This is a genomic window from Mariniblastus fucicola (assembly GCF_008087665.1).
Classification (GTDB): domain Bacteria; phylum Planctomycetota; class Planctomycetia; order Pirellulales; family Pirellulaceae; genus Mariniblastus; species Mariniblastus fucicola.
Genome location: NZ_CP042912.1, coordinates 5,156,674 through 5,174,169, shown reverse-complemented (window position 1 = coordinate 5,174,169; position 17,496 = coordinate 5,156,674). Strand labels below are relative to the sequence as shown.

General features: G+C 53.6%; 15 protein-coding genes and 1 tRNA gene. 10 read left to right on the top strand and 6 right to left on the bottom strand.

Annotated elements, in window-relative coordinates:
- The first annotated feature begins 183 nt into the window (after positions 1-183).
- Positions 184-1,038, top strand: coding sequence for a hypothetical protein (locus tag MFFC18_RS19345; protein ID WP_148618991.1), 855 nt, complete (start codon positions 184-186; stop codon positions 1,036-1,038).
- A 48-nt stretch (positions 1,039-1,086) separates the two neighbouring features.
- On the opposite strand, the gene MFFC18_RS19340 is transcribed toward MFFC18_RS19345, so the two are convergent.
- From MFFC18_RS19340 to MFFC18_RS19330, 3 genes are all read right to left on the bottom strand, one after another.
- Positions 1,087-1,638 carry a TolC family protein gene (locus MFFC18_RS19340; RefSeq protein WP_075083461.1) on the bottom strand — a complete coding sequence of 184 codons (552 nt, stop codon included), beginning with the start codon at positions 1,636-1,638 and terminating at the stop codon, positions 1,087-1,089.
- A 437-nt stretch (positions 1,639-2,075) separates the two neighbouring features.
- Positions 2,076-2,159: transfer RNA gene (locus MFFC18_RS19335), tRNA-Leu, on the bottom strand.
- 68 nt (positions 2,160-2,227) lie between these two features.
- Positions 2,228-3,862, bottom strand: a complete 1,635-nt coding sequence (locus MFFC18_RS19330; RefSeq protein WP_202907514.1) for a DUF819 family protein — start codon at positions 3,860-3,862, stop codon at positions 2,228-2,230.
- 186 nt (positions 3,863-4,048) lie between these two features.
- Here MFFC18_RS19330 and MFFC18_RS19325 point away from each other — a divergent pair, with 186 nt between their 5' ends.
- Both MFFC18_RS19325 and MFFC18_RS19320 read left to right on the top strand, forming a co-directional pair.
- A complete protein-coding gene (locus tag MFFC18_RS19325; RefSeq protein ID WP_075083581.1) occupies positions 4,049-4,789 on the top strand; it encodes a DUF2071 domain-containing protein in 741 nt (246 codons plus the stop codon).
- Positions 4,789-5,718, top strand: a complete 930-nt coding sequence (locus tag MFFC18_RS19320; RefSeq protein WP_075083459.1) for a TIGR01777 family oxidoreductase — start codon at positions 4,789-4,791, stop codon at positions 5,716-5,718. The genes MFFC18_RS19325 and MFFC18_RS19320 overlap by 1 nt, the downstream gene beginning before the upstream one ends.
- Positions 5,719-5,862: 144 nt before the next feature.
- Here MFFC18_RS19320 and MFFC18_RS19315 read toward each other — a convergent pair whose 3' ends face one another.
- Complete coding sequence (locus tag MFFC18_RS19315; protein ID WP_075083458.1) at positions 5,863-7,275, bottom strand: TIGR03000 domain-containing protein; 1,413 nt, start codon at positions 7,273-7,275, stop codon at positions 5,863-5,865.
- A gap of 271 nt (positions 7,276-7,546) precedes the next feature.
- Between MFFC18_RS19315 and MFFC18_RS19310 the strand changes: the two genes are divergently transcribed.
- Together MFFC18_RS19310 and MFFC18_RS19305 are read left to right on the top strand one after the other, a co-directional pair.
- Positions 7,547-7,900: a YciI family protein gene (locus tag MFFC18_RS19310; protein ID WP_075083457.1), complete on the top strand. Its 354-nt coding sequence runs from the start codon at positions 7,547-7,549 to the stop codon at positions 7,898-7,900.
- On the top strand, positions 7,897-9,195 hold the full coding sequence (locus MFFC18_RS19305; protein ID WP_084416963.1) for an RNA polymerase sigma factor: 1,299 nt from the start codon (positions 7,897-7,899) through the stop codon (positions 9,193-9,195). Before MFFC18_RS19310 ends, MFFC18_RS19305 begins: the two co-directional genes overlap by 4 nt.
- 22 nt (positions 9,196-9,217) lie before the next feature.
- Here MFFC18_RS19305 and MFFC18_RS19300 read toward each other — a convergent pair whose 3' ends face one another.
- A complete protein-coding gene (locus MFFC18_RS19300) occupies positions 9,218-10,867 on the bottom strand; it encodes a hypothetical protein (protein WP_075083456.1) in 1,650 nt (549 codons plus the stop codon).
- Between the two features lie 113 nt (positions 10,868-10,980).
- Complete coding sequence (locus MFFC18_RS19295; protein ID WP_075083455.1) at positions 10,981-11,934, bottom strand: glycosyltransferase family 2 protein; 954 nt, start codon at positions 11,932-11,934, stop codon at positions 10,981-10,983.
- 141 nt (positions 11,935-12,075) lie between these two features.
- On the opposite strand from MFFC18_RS19295, the gene MFFC18_RS19290 reads away from it, so the two are divergent.
- The 5 genes from MFFC18_RS19290 to MFFC18_RS19270 all read left to right on the top strand — a co-directional run bounded on the left by MFFC18_RS19290 (position 12,076) and on the right by MFFC18_RS19270 (position 17,442).
- On the top strand, positions 12,076-13,740 hold the full coding sequence (locus MFFC18_RS19290; RefSeq protein ID WP_148618990.1) for a hypothetical protein: 1,665 nt from the start codon (positions 12,076-12,078) through the stop codon (positions 13,738-13,740).
- Between the two features lie 135 nt (positions 13,741-13,875).
- Positions 13,876-14,499 carry an OmpH family outer membrane protein gene (locus tag MFFC18_RS19285; protein WP_075083453.1) on the top strand — a complete coding sequence of 208 codons (624 nt, stop codon included), beginning with the start codon at positions 13,876-13,878 and terminating at the stop codon, positions 14,497-14,499.
- Between the two features lie 70 nt (positions 14,500-14,569).
- The gene (gene lpxC / locus MFFC18_RS19280; protein WP_075083452.1) at positions 14,570-15,460 is read left to right on the top strand and encodes a UDP-3-O-acyl-N-acetylglucosamine deacetylase; all 891 of its coding nucleotides are present in this window, start codon (positions 14,570-14,572) and stop codon (positions 15,458-15,460) included.
- Between the two features lie 60 nt (positions 15,461-15,520).
- Positions 15,521-16,330, top strand: coding sequence for an acyl-ACP--UDP-N-acetylglucosamine O-acyltransferase (lpxA, locus tag MFFC18_RS19275; protein ID WP_075083451.1), 810 nt, complete (start codon positions 15,521-15,523; stop codon positions 16,328-16,330).
- On the top strand, positions 16,327-17,442 hold the full coding sequence (locus MFFC18_RS19270; RefSeq protein WP_075083450.1) for a Gfo/Idh/MocA family oxidoreductase: 1,116 nt from the start codon (positions 16,327-16,329) through the stop codon (positions 17,440-17,442). Before lpxA ends, MFFC18_RS19270 begins: the two co-directional genes overlap by 4 nt.
- Positions 17,443-17,496 lie beyond the last annotated feature (54 nt).

Sequence of the window (17,496 nt, the reverse complement as noted above, 5' to 3'; positions counted from 1 at the left end):
CACAAACAGCAACGATTGAGGCGTCGATTGCGTGCCGTCGCGGCAAGCGGTCGTCGGAAGCCGCGAACCCTTGACCCGCCGCGAAGCCTGCCGAGTCCGTGGATCACCGTGAAGTTCACGAAACCTTGTTTTAGGAACGCAAACAACCAGGCAATGGATGAGGTTGATACAATCGATGCAGGCTTGGCAAGCAATCGACGTGGCGACGTCAAAGCCGTTTTTGAGATTTTGACTGGTCAGCAACTTATGTCAGAGACGAGCGAATCGAGAACTTACTCGTTCAAGTTGGCGTGGTGTTTCACTGCGGCGTTGATGGCGATCGACTTGCTTCTGATCTGCTTTATCCCAAATTCGCCTTCCAAAGAGCTGGCCGTGATTGGTTTCGTCGGTGTCAATCTCGCGTTCGCGGGAATCGTTGCGATCTGGGCCTCTGTCTTGAAAGGCTGGATTCCATATGTCCCGGCATTCTTTGTTCTAATATTGACGGGCGTCGCTCTGGCGGCCAACACCGGTGGCGCGGAACTGCAAGTGATCCTGATTCCGCTGGCCATCGGATTGGTTGTTGGTTTGACGTTGGAGACTGTCAAGTTGCTCCGCGGGAACTTCGTCACCGTCCAAGCAAGCGACGTTGAGTTTGAAGAAGGCATGCAGTTCAGCATTCTTCAATTGATGCTGTTGACTGCCGGAGTGGCTGTTTTCTGTTCGGTGATTCGACTTGTTTGGCCAATGCTAAATTTCTCGTCCGGGAACGGGAACCAGATTTTGACGCTCGGTGTTCTTGTCGCGACGATCTCCGTCAACACTTTGGCGTCCATTTGGGCGATGCTTGGGCAAAAGGTCGGCTTTCGATTGCCGGTGATGATTATGTGCCAGGTCGTTGCCTCGATGGCAGGCTACTTCTACTTTTCTCACCTGTCGAAGTTTGAGTGGGGCTTGTTGGTAGGATTGTCGATCGCTGCCACAATCGTTCATCTGTTTCTGCTGCGACGAGGCGGATTGCGCTTCGTCCGAAAACGGTCCTTGCAAGCTGAGCTGTAGACTCACAGAACTTCGCGCGAACTCCAAACGTGATCGGCGAAGCGGCTTTTAATGATCCGTCGATGGGGCAGCCGGTGCAACTGCTTCGACGTTAGCCGGGATCGCAAACTCCGAATCAATCGTCTCCAATGGCAACGTTGGTGCAACTCCATAAGAGTCGCCTTTGTTCAATTGCATCAATTGGCACCCGTTCTCGCAGCTACGATTCACCGACACGTTTTCGGACTGCAGTAACGTGCCGTTAGCTCGCTTCAGATTTACCGACGCAAGGTTGTAGGTAAGGATCGACGTCGTATACTCCCGCTCTGCTTCGGTCACCCGTTCCATCGCGCGGAGCAGTGATTCGAGATTCAATGACGCAGACCCGCCTCCGTCCATCGATCGCATCCAACGTTGCTGAATCGTGTTGACTTCAGCCGCCGCCGCCAGGGCAAGGCTTTTCGCATCGATTTCCATGTAAGACGTTCTCAGCTCGCGGACCGCGATGTCAACTTCCGTTTGAATTGCTTCGAGGGCACGAGAATACTCATCTTTGAGCTGAGCGAGCTCGTGCTGACGTCGGCACACCCGTGCTTTGGACAGACGATTTCCGACCGGCATCTCGTATCGAATTCCAATCGAGTAACTGGGCTAGTTCGCTTTTGTGCGCCGTTGTGCGTGCATTCATGCCGTGAAATAAACCCGGCCCTGATGCACTTTATTCACAAACAGAAGTCGAATGCAGTACCGTTTTGATTCGTCATCGCCAATCGCAGTTCTGGGAAATGAATTGTGATTTGGGGGAATTGCAACTTGGCGAGACCGCGATCGTCAGGCTGGAAATAGAAAATCCAGGTGACCATCAATTCGAGTTTACTAAGTGGATTTACCATGTGCATGTCTCGACATCGGGATTGCTCAAAAGTTGATCCCACCAAAGGATCGGTCGACGCCGTTCTGCGATTGAAAACTCTGGCGTGCCGCAAATTGTCCCCATGGCACATTGCACGAAAAAAGGGACCTAAAACTGAATCGTCATAAGTCCCTGGTTTTCTTAGTGGGGGCGACAGGAATTGAACCTGCACGTCCGTAAGGACACTAGATCCTAAATCTAGCGCGTCTGCCAATTCCGCCACGCCCCCGTGTCAGTCTGACTTGCGGAATTCTACGTCAATCGCGGATGGATGCAAGCCAGAAATGTGAGCGAGAATTATCCGCCTGCCGGCGTCGCGGCTTGCATCATCCACGCGCAAACCATTGCTCCATAGGTCCCCAATGCGTACCCCAGAACCGCCAGTAAAACGCCAACCGGAGCCAACGACGGATGGAAGGCCGCCGCGACGACCGGAGCACTTGCCGCGCCGCCGATGTTGGCTTTGCTGCCGACGGCGAGGAAAAAATACGGTGCCCGAATCAGCCAGCCGACCAGGAACATCAACCCAACGTGAAACAGCATCCAAATGCCGCCGACCAGAAAGTAACCTGGATGTTTGGCAACAGCACTGATGTCCATCCCCATGCCGATCACGGCAACCAAAATGAAAATGAAAACTGTTCCCAATTTCGAAGCCCCTGCGCCTTCGTAGTTTTTCAGCGGCGTGAACGAAAGAAGGATGCCAATCGTGGTTGAAATCACGATCAGCCAGAAAAATGAACTGGCCAGTCCAAGGCTTTTCAGAAACGCCCACGGCGATGTCGCCGACACGCCAGCCTCGACAGAGCCGACATCCTGCGGAGTTGTTGCCTTGATCAATTCCTTTACATAGGTAGAGATTTCCGATCCGCCGTAGTGAGCCAACGCCGTTGCACCGAATCCGATGGCTCCCAAAACCATCAAGTCAGTGGCGCTGGGGACGCGAGCTACTTTCTGGCTGAACTTCTCCATCTTCTCTTGCAGCCTTCGAATGCTTGAAGAGTCCGCTTTGAAAAGCCGATCAATCGCATCCGCTTTCCCGACCCCCAACAGCAGAAACAGCATCCAGATCTCAGCCACGAAAACGTCAACTGCGATCATCACACTATACAAATCCCCAAGATTTTTCTCGGTTGCCGCCGTCGCGCCGTCGGGAGGACTCATGAACACAACTTGCATCGCGGCCTGGTTTGCTCCGCCGCCGATCCAGCTTCCAGCAACCGTGCTGAGTCCGCGCCAAACCGCTTCAGGGCCATCGACTCCAATGATGTCCGGAGCAAAAAACGAAACGATTAAGACGGCGATGGGCCCGCCGAAAACGACACCCGCAGTTCCGGTCAGGAACATGATCAAAGCTTTAGGGCCAAGCTTGAAAATTTCTTTCAGGTCAATGCTTAGAGTTAACAGCACCAGCGTAGCCGGCAGCAAGTACCGCGTGGCCATGTAGTAGAGGTTCGAGTTATGGTGATCGACCAATTCAAAGAACGTTAGAAGCGACGGCAGGAAATAACAAACCAGCAGCATCGGAACGACTTTGTAGAAAAGTTTGAACAAGCCGATGTTACTATTCGAAGTCCAAAAGATCAGACCAAGGATGACCATCAGGATTCCGAAGATAATCGCGTCGTTGGTGATCAAGGCCTTCGACTTGTGTTGCTTGAGCGTCTTCGTCAGCTCTTTGACCAGTTCGCTGTCGCTGTCGTCAGGAAATGAATCCTTGAGCAAGCCGATTTCTGCTGCAAACGGCTCGGCTTCCTGTTCTGCATCTTCCTCCACGTCCGATTCTGAGCTGGACTCTTTGGCAACGGTTGGCTCGGACTCGGGCGAAGCATCCTGCCCGATAGCCGGCATCGTGACGGCCAAGGCGATCAAAGGAGCCAGAAACCAGGCTGATTGCGGCAGGAACGTGAGATTCAGGAAGAGGTTTTTCATTAATGCGTTCGACCAGCAATAGTTCATATAACTAAAAGTTTCTGGAACTTGATCAGTTTCATTGCCAGACGACCATGAACGCCAATGTGTCCCAAAATGTTCAGGGTAGTCATTATATAGGGTTTTGCATCGATCGTACTCGCGGTTATCAGCATGCCGTTTGTTTCGTGGTACCCTTGAATGATGATGCGTTTACCTGCAATTTCCGGATTAATTGATCGTCGCATTCTAGCGAACTATCGAGTCGACGCAGGCTGCATGGCTTCTGTCCTGCCGGCTCCGTTTCGTCCACAGCTCTATCATGGCTATGCGATCGGAGGCATTTGTCTGATTCGCCTTAAACATGTTCGTCCGAAGTTTTCGCCATTTCAGTGGGGCATTCGGTCAGAAAACGCAGCTCATCGAATTGCCGTTGAGTGGGATTCCGAAGGGCAAACACAACACGGCGTTTACATTCCGCGACGGGACACGAATTCGGTACTCAACTCGCTGGCAGGCGGTCGAATTTTTCCTGGCGTACATCATCACGCACATTTCGAAGCGGTTGAAAGCGAAAACGATTTTTCGGTGACGATGACCAGTCGCGACGGTGGCGAGTCGGTCCACGTGGCAGGATCAGTCGGCACATGGAATGCCTCTTCGGTATTCGAGTCGTTGGATTCTGCTTCGAAGTTTTTCGAGCTGGGCTCCCTCGGTTATTCGGATGCTCATGCGTCCAGCAAGTTCGATGGTCTTGAGCTGTGTTGTAAGAACTGGAACGTGGAAGCCCTGGAAGTTTCCGAAGTTCGATCCAGCTACTTCGAAAACTCAAAGATGTTTCCGCCGGGAACGGTTGAGTTTGACTGCGCGTTACTGATGCGAGGTATCGAACATGAATGGCATGGACGTCCAAATCTTTGCTGTCCAGAAACTACGAAAGCCCGGTAATGAAGATCGTTATTCCAGGAGGCAGTGGTCAGGTCGGGCAACTACTCGAGCGTGCATTCAAGTCCAGTGGCGACGAAGTTGTCGTTCTGGGCCGCAACGCGGCAGACGAATCGATGCGTTGGGACGGGATTGGACTTGGTTCCTGGACGCGGCATGTTGATGGTGCCGACGTCGTCATCAATCTCGCGGGTCGCACGGTTAACTGCCGCTACACCGAAGAGAATCTTCTTGAGATGAAGGACTCGCGGGTCGACTCGACTCGAGTCATCGGCCGAGCTATCGCAAATTCAGTGTCGCCGCCGAAAGTCTGGTTGCAGATGAGCACGGCAACGATCTATTCGCATCGGTTTGATGCTGCGAACGATGAAGCGACTGGCATCATCGGCGGAAACGAAAAGGATACGCCGGCTTACTGGGCACGAAGTATCGAGATCGCCAAAGCCTGGGAGTTGGAGCTGGAAAAGGCCTCGGTGCCGCAAACTCGCAAGGTGGCAATGCGAACTGCGATGGTCATGTCGCCCGACAAGGACGGCGTTTTCGACGTGCTTTGCGGACTGACCCAGAGATGGCTCGGGGGACGAATCGGTTCCGGCAAACAGTTCGTGTCCTGGATTCACGGGCAGGACTTTGTGAATGCAGTCCGGTTTTTGATTGAGAACGAGTCGTTAAGCGGACCGGTGAATCTTGCTGCTCCGAACCCCCTGCCTCAGGCACAGTTTCAGTCGGAATTGCGGAAGGCGCTTGGCGTCGGATTCGGTTTGCCCGCGATGAAGTGGATGGCTGAGATTGGTGCTGTATTCATGCGAACCGATACGGAGCTAATCCTGAAAAGCCGCCGTGTCATTCCTGGACGATTGCTCGAATCCGGGTTCGGGTTTCAATTCGAGGACTGGCGTTCAGCGGTCGCCGAATTGGAATCGCGTCGTTAAACGGGAACGCGCAAACGAAAGGCCGATCTGTTGCAGACCGGCCTTGGAGTCGTTGTTCGTTTGCAGTTAAAAAGCTTGCAAGGGCCCAACGCATTGCTGCGTCGGAAGGCTGGAAGCCTACAACACCTTGAAAGCTCCCAATGCCTACTTCTTCACGATGCTGTTTGCAGCAGACTGATCGAAATCGAACTCAAAGAACCGAAACTCACCGGCGGCGAGATCAAATTTCTCTTTGCGAGTCAGCGTTTTTCCATCGCGAACGACAGAAACTTCAACCGAGTAATCATCCCACTTGCCAGACTTGAGTCGCTGTGTCGCAAACGAACGGAATGCTCCAGCGGTTGATGTTTCTTTGCCATCGATAATGACTTTCGCATCCTCAGGAACGCTTAACACAACACGGGTTACGATCGGATCAAAGTTGAAAGCGACCTCGTTCTGTTCACCACCACGCATCGTCACGACACGCGATTTAACGACATCCTTGCCATCAACCTCAGAGACAACTTTGACTCGGTAGCGATATTCTTTGCCCCGAATCAGGTTGCGAGAGACGTAGCTGCGAGTGGTTCCGGAAGTGCGAGTCAGTTTGTCATTGATGAAGACTTTGGCATCTTTCGGAACGTCCAGACTAAGGATCGCTTTGCCGCGAGGCATGTAAGCAGAATCGTCATCTTCCTCTGCACCGAACGCGTCGTCCGGAGTTGGCTCCGAGCCGCCATCGTAGTAATCGTTGCCCGGAAGATCAGACCCGCCAGGCGTTTCGATAATTCCATTGTCGGACTGGCCATTGACATCCAACATGGGACCCGTGATCACAGTCCCGTTGATGAGTGTCGCGTCGGTTGGAATTCCAATCGGGCCAAACTGCGATCCGTAGTAACCGTAGTCAAGGACTTGAGAGCTAGTTTCGTATTGCATAGCAGGTGAACTGATTGTGCCGTAAGAAATCGCTGGATCAACGTAAGCAGAAATGCTTCCGGAACTTCCGAAGCCGCCCATGTTGGTGCTACCGATGATGGCGCCTGAGTCGTAAATTGGAACGGCCGAATCCATTGGAATGGCTGAACCGAGCGTTGTTGCCGGCGCCGAGATGTAAGATGGTTGCGACCAGGTCGAAGAGCCTGCATATCCACCGCCGCTGCAACCCCATCCACCTGAGCTACCCCAAGTGCCTTGGCTTCCGCCACTGCTGCCGTTGGATGCGTAGCCGCCATTGCTGCCCCAGCCACCGCGCGAACCGAACAGGCCGTTGCGTAGTGGTTGCCGCTCAAAAATGTTAGCGATGCCGTCGCCAATGTTGGCGATGCCGTTTCCAATTCCGGATCCGACGCGAGAAAGCAAGTTGCGAACCGGCGCTCGGCTGAACAAACCGCCGCCCTGACAGCCGTAACTTCCGCCGCCCATGCTTCCGCCTGAACCGCCCGATGATCCCCAACCGCCGCGCGAACTTCCCCAGCTACCGTCAGCTTTCGCTGAGTCCTGGGACGCGAATGCGAACAGGCAGGCTATCGAAAAAATCAGCAAACAATTCTTCAATCGCGAAGAATTACTCATAGTGGCTCCTCAAGTTGATCGTTGGCGTAATCGCCCGCAAATAAGACCGGCAAACCCGGCCATTTCGCCTAATCTATCCAGCATACCAGCGGTCCCAGGCACTTCAAGACGCCGAAATCCCAATTTGGGGCCAAATAGGCACATGGTCAGGCGGACCAAAATGCGGGCCGGGAAATTTTACTCTATTTTGTCCCCGGCGAAGCCCGGCGTTCGTCGTTCCTATAATGCGTCACATCGGTGAGGCGACCGCAACTCAATGGAGATTAAAGAGATGGCAAAATTCATGTTCGTTTACCGTGAATCCGAATTCGATTCTGAAAACGCTTCCCCGGAAGAAATGCAAACCGTTTTCCAGAATTGGATGACTTGGATCAAAGGCGGGATGGAAGCCGGCTGGATGGTCGCACCGGGCGATGCACTGAAACCGGAGGGCAAGGTCGTCAAGAGCGGCGAAGTCGTTACCGACGGTCCGTTCACCGAAAGCAAGGAATTGATCGGAGGATACTCGCTGGTCGAAGCTGCTGATCTGGACGCGGCATCCAAGCTGACCAAAGGCTGCCCAGTGTTTGAAGTTGGCGGATGCGTGGAAGTCAGAGAACTGATGGACATCCCGGCTCCCGAATGAGCGACGGTTTTCAAAATGCCAATCAGCCGTCTAACGGTACGGAGTCAACGGATTCGCCTGAGTCCGCTGACTCGTTGGTCGAACATTTTTTCCGGCACGAGCACGCGAACCTTGTTTCGGTGCTCAGTCGGGTGTTCGGTTTGGCGCGTTTGGAACTGATCGAGGAAACCGTGCAAGCCGCGATGCTACAGGCGATGAACTCGTGGAAGCAGAATGGACTGCCAAAGAATCCCGCGGCGTGGATTCATCGCGTTGCGAAAAATCGGATTCTGGATGAGCTGCGACGCGAAGAGGTGTTCCGCCGCGCGATGGCAGAAGTCGTCGTGCCGTCCGAATCACCTGAACAGTTGGTAGACCATTGGCTGGAGGAAGCCGAGCTGCCAGATAGTCTGCTGCGGATGATTTTCGTCTGCTGTCATCCGGTGCTCGATCGGCAATCGCAAATCGCGCTGACCTTGAAAGTCCTGTGTGGTTTCGGCGTGCACGAAATTGCTCGCGGGCTGCTGCTGAATCCGGAGAATGTCAAAAAACGAATTCAGCGTGCGAAACAAAAACTGGCCAGGGAATCGATTGCGATCGAACTGCCGGCGGCAAGTGAACTTCAGGAGCGACTGTCGGCGGTGCATGACACGCTGTACCTGATGTTCAACGAGGGATACAGCACCTCACGGGGCTCCGATCCGATTCGTGACGATCTTTGCGAAGAATCCGCTCGGCTATGTCATCTTTTGTGCAACAGCGAACTCGGCAGTCGGACCAGTTTCGCGTTGTTGGCGTTGATGCTGTATCACGGTTCGCGTTTGGAGTCGCGAAAGGACGAAGATGGTGAAACAGTTTTGCTGGAAGATCAGGATCGGGCGAAGTGGGATCGGAATCTGATTCTGATCGCAGATCGATGGATGCAGCGAGCGGGATTGCCAGAAAGCCGTTTTCACCTGGAGGCTGCCATCGCGATGTTGCATTGCCGTGCCCAGAGCGTTGAGGCGACGGACTGGAACGCGATCGTCAGTCTGTACGATCGGTTGCTGGAGTTGCATGCGTCTCCGGTTTATCGGCTCAATCGGGCGATCGCGTTGGCGCAACGCGGCGATGAAGCTGAAGCGATGCGCGAGCTGAGTTGGCTTGACCAGTCAAATCAGATTCGGGAGAGCTTTCTGCTGGATTGTGCGATCGCAAAGGTGCACGAGCTGGCGGGCGAGAAAACAGCAGCGGTGGATCGATTGCTGTTGGCACTTTCTCGCGACGTCGCGGATCACGAGCGGGAGTTGATCAAACGAAAAATCGCGGCGTTGTAGACGGCAGGCCGCAAACAGAAATCTATCGCGGCAAACCCGTCCAACTCCAAATCTCATACAACCAGGGATGCGTCCACGGGTTGTCCAACGAATACGCCGCCGACAAACCACTTACGACCAGCAAGGCGATGCAAACAAACCGTCCGTTTCTGGTTTTCCCCAGCCATTCAACAACGGGCAACATGCAAACCAGCCACAGCGGAGCCAGCCACAGAAGCCAACGCAAGGCACTCGTCACGCCGCCGTAATTGCGATCCATCGTCGGGCGATACAGCACGTAAAACGAAATCACGACCACCGTCAAAACGATCGTCATCAACGCAAAAAGTCTCAACTGCATCCGCTCGTTCCACAGCAGGACCACCATGCCGGCGAACGCCAAAATCCAAACCGGCGTCAACGAAAAAACACCGTGGTGCCCAAACAGGCAATGAAACGCGTACAGTAGCTGATCCGGCTGCCCGCGATCAACTTCCGATTTTGACTCGGCCCGTGACGCCAACCAGTAGCTGCCAGGAAACTCGTACCAATTGCTCCACTTGTGAACGGCGAACTGATCCGTGCCGGACTGGTGCCGCACCGCATATTGAGCGTCGCTGTCCCGGTCGCGGACAACCCACCGCTGCACTTCGTCAGACGTGCTGGGCCAATCGCCTTTCACGATCTTCGGCAGCGCAAAATTGAGTTTCGGAGCCGCGGTCGCGATCTCACTGCGAAGCGCTTCCGGTAGCTTGCCGTCATTAAAAGACGCTTCGTGGTCGCCTTCGATTGAAAGCAGCATGTCTCCGTCGCCGCGATGGAGATACGGCGGCTTCCATTGTCCGTGAGCCAAAAAGTTGGTGCCAAAGAAAGCGGCCACAACCAGCGCGAAGCCTGGCAGGAAACCGGCGAATGTCATCAGCGGCGAACGAACCAGACAGAATGCTCCAACGATCGCCAGAAACGAAAGCGCCGGAAGCTCGTTGGCTGCTGTAAAGGAGGCGAACATCCCGCACAGGAAAAAGCACAACCAATCGCTTCGTTGCTTCCACAAAATGCGACACAGAAAATACGATGCGATCATCACGCTGATCGCGGCCGGCAAATGATTGTTGAGCGTGACCGAAAAGGTTGACAGGTACGTTCCGAATCCTGCGACCGCCAAAACGAAATAGCGACTCCAGTCTCGCACCGGAACGCGATCGATCAGCTTCGCCAGGAAGAACAAAAAGATGCCCCATGGCAGCACATTGGTGATCAGCAAAATGATCCGCGGCACCCACAATGAATGCTCGGTAATCTCCATTCCCGTGACGGCTTTGACGGCTTTGTAAATGCCGGCCACCATCGTCGGATACAACGTCGGTTTGCTGGAATACGAATGCATGTAGCCATCGGCGCCGATGTGGCGAACCATATCGATCGTGTCCCAGCGAATCGGCTGGCCCGGCTGGGCGACTTCGTCGATTTCATAGGTGTTGTGGTCGCCGAGTGCTCGCACGGTTGCCCAGCGGCTGCGATCGTTGGCGCTGTGAAAAACCGATTCGCCTGGAGTTTGCCAGTTCTGCATCGTCATGACTCGACCGCCGATCATCACCAGCGAGCAGGCGATGAAGATCCAATAGATCGACCAGTGCCGCTGTTGGCAGAAGGCAGGCAATTCGGACGGGCAGGAGTTTGTGGCGTTGGCCATAGTGTGCGTTGGTTGGAGTTCTTTGTGTTCGCTTCCATCATAACCCGAAGCGTGAATTATGGAGGTGGCATAGGCTGGAATCCGTGCCGCCCTGGTCTTCGCATAGTGTTCGCTTAGTCTTCGCGTTCTGTGATCGAATACGGAATCTGCGTGTCTGCGTTCTTGGCCACGATCAACTCCGCCAGAAAACCCATGCACAACAATTGAGCCCCGAGCAAAACTCCGCCGAACGAGTACAGCAAAATGGGCCTGCGATGCACGGGCTCCCAATCCTCGAACATCGTCATCCGCAAAACCCAGTAGATCGACATCCAGGCGACGCCGAGAAAGCCAAGCGAAAACGAAATCAAGCCAGCGAATCCCAGAACGTGCTGCGGCCGATGGTTGAAACCGGTCAAAAAACTGACCGTCAACAAATCGAGGAATCCTTTCGGAAGTCGGGTCAGCCCATATTTTGAGACGCCAAACTGCCGGGCTCGATGGTTGACCGCGACTTGAGCAATCCGAAAGCCGCGCGCGGCAGCCAGCACTGGAACAAAGCGATGCATCTCACCGTAGAGTTTCACTTCATCAAAAACTTCGCGGCGATAAACTTTGAATCCGCAATTGTGATCCTGAAGTTTCACGCCCGTGAGCCAGCTGACGAGTTTGTTGAAGACTTTTGACGGCAAGGTCTTGCCCAGCGGATCGTTGCGAACCTGTTTCCAGCCGCTGACAACATCGAAGCCCTCATTGAGCTTTTCCAGCAAGTTGGGAACTTCCGCCGGGTCGTCCTGCAGGTCCGCATCCATCGTCACGATCAGCGGATTTTTTGTTTCAGCGGCTCCAGCTCGCAGCGCCGCAGCCTTGCCAAAGTTTTGCCGAAAGCGAATCGCGCGAGTCGAATCGTGGTCGCGGCAAAGCTGCTGAATCTTTGGCCAGGTGCTGTCCCGGGATCCGTCATCTACAAAAACGATTTCGAATTCGAGGTTGTTTTTCTCACAAACGTCGAGGATTTCCGAGTGTAACTGCTCGATCGAATCTTCTTCGTTGAGAGCCGGAATGACGAAAGAAAGGGCTGGATTCATGGGATCTCTTGAAATGGGTCGCTTTCTGACCACGGTCCCCTGAACGGTGATGCTGGCGTTTTTTATATCTCTATTTCCTGAACGCCCGAAATACGGGTAAATTAGGTGCTGTCAGAAAATGAAGTGATCTGGAGCAGTTCCATGAAGGGATTGATGGTAACGCTGCTGATTTTGTCTTGCACCGGGATGGCGCAAGCTCAGCAGAGTAATAATAGTAACGGATTCCAAACGCAAAGTGGAACCGCCGATCGAAGTGCGTTCGGAGGTTCGTTTGATCGAAGCGAGAACGCCGAACCACCAGTAGTTCCCATTGAGACCGAAGATCGCATGTCTGGCGATCGAAGTTCGATGGCTGAAAGCGGTGGCACGTTGGGTGCAAATCGCCGTGCGCGCCGAGCTTTCGGAACGCCTCGGGCGAACGAACGAACGTCAGAGACTTCGACTCTACTTGATTCTCGAAGCCCGGTAAGAGACAGCTATCCGCCCAGGAACACATTGTCACCAGAGATTGCTGGGTCGAGCGGCTTGCCCGCCCGATCTGGAACTCCGCGATATTCCGAACCGGACAAGAACGTGTGCTATTTGGGCATTCCGCCGGATGTGCTAACCGATCTGCAAAAGTTCGGAACGGTGAAGGCACCCGTCAAGGATTCCATGGTGAACCGGATCACCATCTCGGACGTCAACCAGCCCAAGCCCGGTCCTACCGCAGAGGTTGTCCCGACGCTGCGTGGTGACACACTTGTGTTTACGTTCAACGACAAGCACCTCGCGAATTTGAGCGATTATTCGTTTGAGTTCGAGGTTCCTGAAAATCTCAAAGGCCGCTACACATCTGCGACGATTGAGTATCCTCCCGGTTTGGCTCGTGCCACGCAGTCGACTCAAACGCCATCCGCTGGATTCCAGTCAGACGATAGTCGTTGGCGACTCGCCGGCGCCACGACGATGGGCAACACGTCGGGCCGCGATGACACGACGATAGATCCAAATTTTCGAGACACAAATGTTCGACAGCCAAACGTTCGGGCGAATCCGTGGGAGCAGAATACCGCGATGAGCGAGATTGAGCGGCGGCGATTGGCGTACGAAAAATGGCTCGAGGAAAAAGAAGCTCAAGAAAAACTGGCTTTGGCCGATTCAAATCGAAAGCTTCAGCAAGAAAATGAGCGATTGCGGTATGAGCAGCAGCAAATTGAGGCTCGAAGTCGGCAGGATTATCGAGCAGATCGTTATGCCAACCGGAACTTCGGCATAGGCCAGCCGACGCCCGTTGCTCCTCCTTCAAATACAACGGATACGTACGTCGTTAGTATGCTGAAGAGCCAAATGCAAGATTTGCAAACACGGGTTGCTCAGTTGGACAACCAAAACCAATCACTGGGAACAGAAGTTCAGGCTGTTAAAGCCGATCGTGATCATCTGCGGAATCTGTTCAATATTAGCGGCGATAGCCGCGGCGATCTGGTCCAGGGGCAGCGTCGTGCAGCTCAGCCGGGAGATCGTATGAATGAGACGCCTCCACCTGTGGCGGATCGAGCCGCCCTTTCGATTGGGGGTTTCGGCAATCCAAATCGAACTGACACGAGATCCGGAGCTCCTCAGGGAACCAATCCAGGTCAGGGAGTCAGAGATCTTGATCCAGAAAATAAAACCAATGACAACGCGACGCAACTAATGCTGTTTCTGATGTTATTGGGGTCTGTCGGGTTGAACCTTTATCTGTGGGCTCTTTCGCGAGGGTTCTACTTGCGATACCAGGAACTTGCTGACGAACTTCGCGAAACGTTTACCGTCACCGCGTAGTATTCGTTCTGCAAACTGCCAGCACATATCGGTATTTACACTTTTCCAACACATCGACAGAATACCAAACACGAATCACCAACCTGAAGGTATCGCGGCAATGGATTGTCGCTCCAACCCCTCAGGAATTTAACATTGCCAAAACGCAACGACAGCAAGGGAGTGCTGAAAGTGATGATCCTACGTATCTTCAAAACGTTCACAATTTTGGGCCTTGTCGCCCTCGTAATGAACGTCAACTCTGCAAATGCACAAACCAAAGTCGCCGTCGTTGACATCGGCCTGGTCTTCAAGAGTCATCCAAGTTTTTCTCAACAGCTTGAATCACTGAAGGCGGAAGCCGATCGCTTCAAGGAAGAGACACGCCAGATGCAAGCCAAGCTGATGGAGAAGGCGGGCGTGCTGAAGAATTACCAGCCGGATTCCCCCGAGTTTCGCCAGGCGGAAACAGAATTGGCCAAGGAGTCGGCTGCTCTGGAAGTCCAGCAACGTGGCAAGCTTCGTATGCTGATGGAGCGTGAAGCTCAACTGCACTACGACACGTACTCTCAGATCAAGCAGGCGATCGCGTCTCATTGCGAGCAACGTGCCATCCAGTTGGTCATCCGTCACGATTCTGCAGCGATGGATCCGAGTCAGCCGGGTACGATCATGCAAAAAGTGAACAGCAAGGTCGTATTCCATCGCCCCAACAATGAGATCACTCAGCAGATCGTTAGTCTGATTGCACAGACTAATGCTGCCGGGCAACAACGCTAGATCGATGGCTTCCGCGGCAATCGCCCGTGGTTGACTGTGCTTGCTCCAATGATTCTGTCGGAGAGTTCTCTTGGAAACGACATCACGACTTCAAACGACAATCGCGAACGAAGTTTCGGTATCCGGAATCGGGTACTGGAGTGGGTTGGACGTGACAGTCAAATTTCGTCCGGCGGTATCCGGAACGGGAGTCGTGTTTGTTCGTTCGGATCTCGACGGCAAACCTGAAATTCCGGCTCAGATTCATCACCGTGTCCAAAGCCCACGTCGCACGACGTTGTCTTGCAACGGACACAAAGTTGAAATGGTTGAGCACATTCTTTCGGCACTCGTCGGTTTGCAAATCGACAACTGTATCGTGGAAGTCGACCGGGTTGAAATGCCAGGTATGGACGGATCAAGCATTGCGTTCGCCAGAGCGCTGCAGTCGGCAGGACGAATCGAACAGGATCAGCCACGGAAGCAGATCGTGCTGGATACTCCGATTCGGATTGAAGAAAAAGGCGCATGGGTCGAGGCTTTGCCAACGGCCAACGAAAGCTTTGAACTCGTTTACGACGTTGACTATCCGGATTGCCCCGCAATCGGGAAACAACACACTCGATATCGACTTGATCGTTCAACGTACCAACAACAGATTGCGCCGGCACGAACATTTGTGCTCAAGCATGAAGCCGAAGTTCTGCGGCAGCAGGGTTTGGGGAAACGGGTTTCTTACCGCGACCTGCTGGTGTTCGATGACGATGGTCCGATCGACAACGTACTGAACTTCGAAGACGAATGTGGACGGCACAAGATTCTGGACATGATCGGAGATCTGGCATTGACCGGTTACGACATTGTCGGAAGAGTGCACGGTCACAAGAGTGGACACCGGCTAAATTCCCAACTGGCGTTTGCCATCCTACACCAGGCTTTCGACTGCGACAGCCTTGACAATATCAACCGTTATTCAGCATGAAAAAACGTGGACATTATTCCTTTTGATAAAACAGCTCGGGAAGCCAGGCAGAGAAAGCCCATGTCACCGAAAATTTCCAATCTGGCTGTCGTCGATCCGCGAGCTCAAATCGCAGACGATGTAGAAATCGGCCACTTCTGCGTTGTTGGTCCGAAAGCAAAAATCGGACGCGGCTCGGTTCTCATGAACAACGTCACGATCGATGGCGATGTTGAGATCGGAGAAGACAACGTGATCTCGCCTAACGCCGTGATTGGAGGAGCGCCGCAGGACACCAGTTACCGCGGCGACGAGACCAAGGTCGTCATTGGGGATCGAAATGTGATCCGTGAATGCGTGACGATCAACCGCGGGACGGTCAAGGAAGACGGTTATACACGCGTCGGCAGTGACTGTTACTTCATGGGCAACGTGCATGTTGCGCACGATTGTCGCGTGGGAGATCACGTCATCATCGGCCACGGCACCATGCTTGGCGGACACGTCCACGTGGATCACCATGCAACGCTTTCCGGTTCAGTCGCCGTGACTCATTACGGAGCGATCGGCAGCTATACGTTTGTCGGCGGAGCCAGTCGCGTTTTACAGGACATTGCTCCATTCATGTTGGCCGACGGCAATCCGGCTCGCCCGCGTTGCATCAATATCGTGGCCCTGAAACGAAACAACTTCAAGGAAGAAGTCATCGACGCGCTCAACGAGGCTTATCGTCTGTTGTATCGTGCTCGCGTCGGCTTGGAGAACGCTCGTGAAATTCTGCACAGCAAAGGCGACATGCTTCCGGATATTGAACACTTGATGGACAAACTTTCCGTATCCCAGTCTGGTCGTCATGGCCGCGGTCGGGAACGAAGGAGAAAAGCAGCGTGAGCCAGTTACGAGTCGCCGTTGTCGGAGCAGGAAACCTCGGACGCATTCACGCCAAATTGCTCGGAGAACATCGTGGCGTTAATCTTGTCGCCGTCGCAGATCCTTCTCCAGAAGCCTGTGATCGAATTGCCGAGACCATCGATACCAAAACGATCAGCGACTATCAGGATCTGATCGGCCATATTGATGCCGCCATCATTGCGACACCAACTCGCTTCCATCACCAGGTCGCCAGTGATTTGCTTGGCCACGGAATTCACACGCTGATCGAGAAACCCATTACGGACAGCGTTTCTACTGCGAACGATATCGTTTCGCTGGCAGACCGAACGGGCTGCATCGTTCAGGTTGGACATGTCGAACGATTCAACCCTGCGTTTGAAACCGCGATATCCAAAATTGGCACGCCCAAATTCATTCAGGCGTCCCGAACCAGTACGTACACTTTTCGTTCCACTGATATTGGTGTCGTTCACGACCTGATGATTCACGACATTGACCTCGTGAACTCAATCGTAGGTGGAAGTTTGGTCGATACCCGGGCGATTGGATTTTCAATGTTCGGCGGTAACGAAGACATGGCTCAGGCCAGGTTGCAGTTTTCATGTGGCGCTGTCGCCAACCTGACGGCTTCACGATCGAGTTTCTCTGCTGAAAGAAGCATGCAAATCTTCGGCACCGACGGATTTGCGAAAATCGATTTTACAGAAAGCAAAGTTACTTTCGTGCGTGTGCCGTCGTGGATGAAGAATCGCGAAGTCGACTTCTTTAATCTGTCCGAACCGCAGAAACAGTTCGTACGAGAGACGCTGTTTGATAACGTGTTGCCGATGGAAGAAGTTGTTGTCGAACGCAACAATGCCATTCTTCAGGAGCAGGCCGACTTTATCGCCGCCATTCGCGATAATCTTCAACCTCGAGTTCCAGCAATTCACGGTGCTTTGGCGGTTGAAGTTGCTCAAAGCGTGATCGACTCGATTGCCAGCCATCAATGGCAACCGGGGACCGCGGCGTCGTCCGGTCCTCTGCCGATGGTCGCGGTTGCTTCTGGCACCGATGCTATTCCCGATCAGCTATTTCGGACGCCAGGCCAAGTCCGACGTGCGGCCTAGCTGTCGTTGTTGCAGAGTTCTGGTTGCAGAAATGTCATGCTCATACGTATGATC